This is a genomic window from Methylobacterium sp. WL6, assembly GCF_008040095.1.
GTDB lineage: Bacteria > Pseudomonadota > Alphaproteobacteria > Rhizobiales > Beijerinckiaceae > Methylobacterium.
The window spans coordinates 1-2,718 of sequence record NZ_VRVH01000445.1 but is presented as its reverse complement, the minus strand read 5'-3'; the positions used below and the strand labels follow the sequence as shown (position 1 = coordinate 2,718).

Annotated in this window: 4 protein-coding genes; 1 reads left to right on the top strand and 3 read right to left on the bottom strand. The window is 71.2% G+C overall.

The features are described 5' to 3' along the window. Window positions 1-245: 245 nt before the first annotated feature. Both FV230_RS26940 and FV230_RS26935 read right to left on the bottom strand, forming a co-directional pair. Entirely contained in the window at window positions 246-695 is a 450-nt protein-coding gene (locus FV230_RS26940) for a response regulator (protein WP_147729461.1), read from the bottom strand. Beyond that, complete coding sequence (locus tag FV230_RS26935) at window positions 692-1,813, bottom strand: histidine kinase dimerization/phosphoacceptor domain -containing protein (RefSeq protein ID WP_147729460.1); 1,122 nt, start codon at window positions 1,811-1,813, stop codon at window positions 692-694. The genes FV230_RS26940 and FV230_RS26935 overlap by 4 nt, the downstream gene beginning before the upstream one ends. A 495-nt stretch (window positions 1,814-2,308) precedes the next feature. Here FV230_RS26935 and rpmF point away from each other — a divergent pair, with 495 nt between their 5' ends. After that, a complete protein-coding gene (rpmF, locus tag FV230_RS26930; protein ID WP_147729459.1) occupies window positions 2,309-2,497 on the top strand; it encodes a 50S ribosomal protein L32 in 189 nt (62 codons plus the stop codon). Window positions 2,498-2,512: 15 nt separating this feature from the next. On the opposite strand, the gene FV230_RS26925 is transcribed toward rpmF, so the two are convergent. Further along, window positions 2,513-2,710 carry a hypothetical protein gene (locus FV230_RS26925; RefSeq protein WP_246695026.1) on the bottom strand — a complete coding sequence of 66 codons (198 nt, stop codon included), beginning with the start codon at window positions 2,708-2,710 and terminating at the stop codon, window positions 2,513-2,515. Window positions 2,711-2,718 lie beyond the last annotated feature (8 nt).

The following is a 2,718-nucleotide window of genomic DNA, read 5'->3' as shown; positions in this document are numbered from 1 at the left end:
GCGGGGGCGGGGCTCTGCGCCAGCGCCGGCGCGGCGGCGAGGCAGGCGAGAACGGCGAGGGTGCGCAGGAACTGAGTGGCCATGGTGGTCCTCCCGAAGGAACGGCGGCCCGGTGCCCGGCGCCGACGGCCTCGGGTGTGGGCCGGCGCGCTTGAACCGCGGCTTAACGCTGCGACACGCCGCCCCAGGCGCCGGTTCCAATCCCGAGCGCGCGCATCCGTTCCGTCATCGGGTCCCGGCGGCCGTCAGGGGCGCATCGCGGCGAAGCGGGCGAGGCATTGCGGCGAGATCCGCATCCCGTTCGGCACCGGGCCGGTCGGCGGCGGGCGGCGCACGCAGGTCTCGAGGTAGGCGAGCGCGGCCTCGAGCACGGTCTCGCTGAACGGCTTCGAGATCACCGCCGTCGCCCCCTCCATCTCCTCGGTGAGCTGGCGCGCGTTGGCGGTCATGAAGGCGGCGGTGATGCCGGCGCGGTCGCGGATCGCCTGCGCCACCTCGATCCCGGACGAGCCGTCGGCGAGCCGCAAGTCGATCAGCACCAGCTCGGGCCGGCACGCCTCGATCTGGGCGATCGCCTCGGCGGCGGTCATGGCGGTGCCGACCACGCGGTGCCCGGCCTCCTCGAGCATCATCTCGATCTGCATGAGGATGAGGGCCTCGTCCTCCACCACCAGGATCCGCAGCGGTTCGGTCACGGCGTCTCCGAACTGTCCGCCGTCTCGCGCGGCAGGCGTATGTTGACCGTGGTCCCCGGCTCGTTCGACTGCCAGGCGATGCTAGCGTTCAGCTGCCGGCACAGGGTGCCGATGAGGCGCTTGCCGAAGGAGCGCTTCTCCATCACCTCGATCGGCATGCCGATGCCGTCGTCGGCGATCTTGATGGCGAAGTACTTGCCGTCCGGCGCGACCGTGACCGAGAGCCGGCCGGGGCGCTCGTCGGGGAAGGCGTGCTTGAGCGCGTTGGTGATGAGCTCGTTCATCATCAGCGCCACCGGCGGCGCCTTGGAGACCGGCACCTCCACCGTCTCGAGGTCGAGGTGCAGGCGGATGCCGTCGCGGCCGGAGCCGCGCACCAGGTCGTTGGAGAGGTCGCGGGCGAACTCGGCGACGTCGAAGCGCTCGACGTCGTTCGACTGGTACAGCCGCCGGTGCACGGTGCCGAGCGCCTCGACGCGGGTCAGCATCATCTCCATCGCCGCGCGCGCCGACGGGTCGGTGATCGCCTTGGTCTGCATGGCGAGCAGGGCGGCGATCATCTGGAGGTTGTTCTTGACCCGGTGGTCGACCTCGTGGACCAGCATCGTCTGCGTCGCGAGCGACTGGCTGAGATCGTGGGTGCGCTTGGCGACCTCGGCCTCGAAATGCGCCTTCTCCTGCTCGACCCGCATGTGCGCGTCGACGCGGTCGGTCACGTCGAGCTGCGAGGCGAAGAAGTAGGGCACCTCGCCGGCCTCGTTGGTGACCGGGCTGAGGTACAGCGCGTTCCAGAACGGGGTGCCGTCCTTGCGGTAGTTCAGGATGTCGATGGCGATGTCGCGCCCCGCCGTCACCGCCTCGCGGATGAGCGCGACGGCGCCGCGGTCGGTGCCCGCGCCCTGCAGGAAGCGGCAGTTGCGGCCCATGATCTCGTCGCGGGCGTAGCCGGTCATCCGCAGGAACGCGTCGTTGACGAACACGATCGGGTTGTCGGCCTGGCGCGGATCGGTGATGATCATCGCCATCCGCGTCGCGCGGACCGCGGCGGCGAACGGGTCGCCCTTGCCCTGCTCGGTGTCCAGGCGGCCGGTCTGGCGCCACGCGTCGGACGATTCCATCGAACGTGATCTCTCTCAACGGGTCGTATCCGCCGTCGGGTCGGTCGGGGTCACCCCACGTGCCGGCGGGACTTCAGGAGGCGGGGCGCCCGGTTCGTAATGCGAACAGCCGGGCGGCCCCGAAGCTTAACGGGGCATGGACGGGAAAAGGTTCAAAGAATTCTGCCCCCGCCCGACTTTCTTCCGCGTGGCACGCATCTTCGCCGGCCCCGGCTCAGGTTGCGCCCGCGGCATCATACCCCGCCGTCGGCAAGTATTGCGCCCCGCAAATGGCCGGCAACGGGCCGTCATCGTCGCACCATCCGGGGCCGTTCCCGAGCGGAGCGTCGCGCCGTTCCGGGGGCTCGCCGAGGGCGCGCGACGCCCCCTAGCCATGCCGGCCCGCCGCCGCTATAAGCGCGCCTTCGAATCTCCGTATCGAGCGGTGCGCGAGGCGATCCCGATCGGGAGACGCCCGGGCGCCGCTTTGGCGCCAGACCGCAAGGATTTCCCGTCATGGCCGTTCCGAAGCGCAAGACCTCCCCCTCCCGCCGCGGCATGCGCCGCTCGGCCGACGCCCTCAAGGCGCCGACCTACGTGACGGACAAGGATTCGGGCGAGCTGCGCCGCCCCCACCACATCGACCTGAAGACCGGCATGTATCGCGGCCGCCAGGTCCTGAACGTCAAGTCGACCGAGGCCTGAGACGGCCGTCCGGGATCAGGCCGTGAGCCGCGCCGTCTCGGCGTAGCGCGCGGCGGCGATCCCGGTGCGCTCCAGCCGCGACGGCCGCAGGGTCGGGTCGGATTCGACGATCATCTGCGTCAGGAAGCCTGCGAGCGGCCGCGTGCCGCCGCGGGCTTTTTGCGTGGCCGCGTCCTCCGGCGCCTCGGCCCGCCCGCCGGCAATCGCCACCAGGGCGCGGG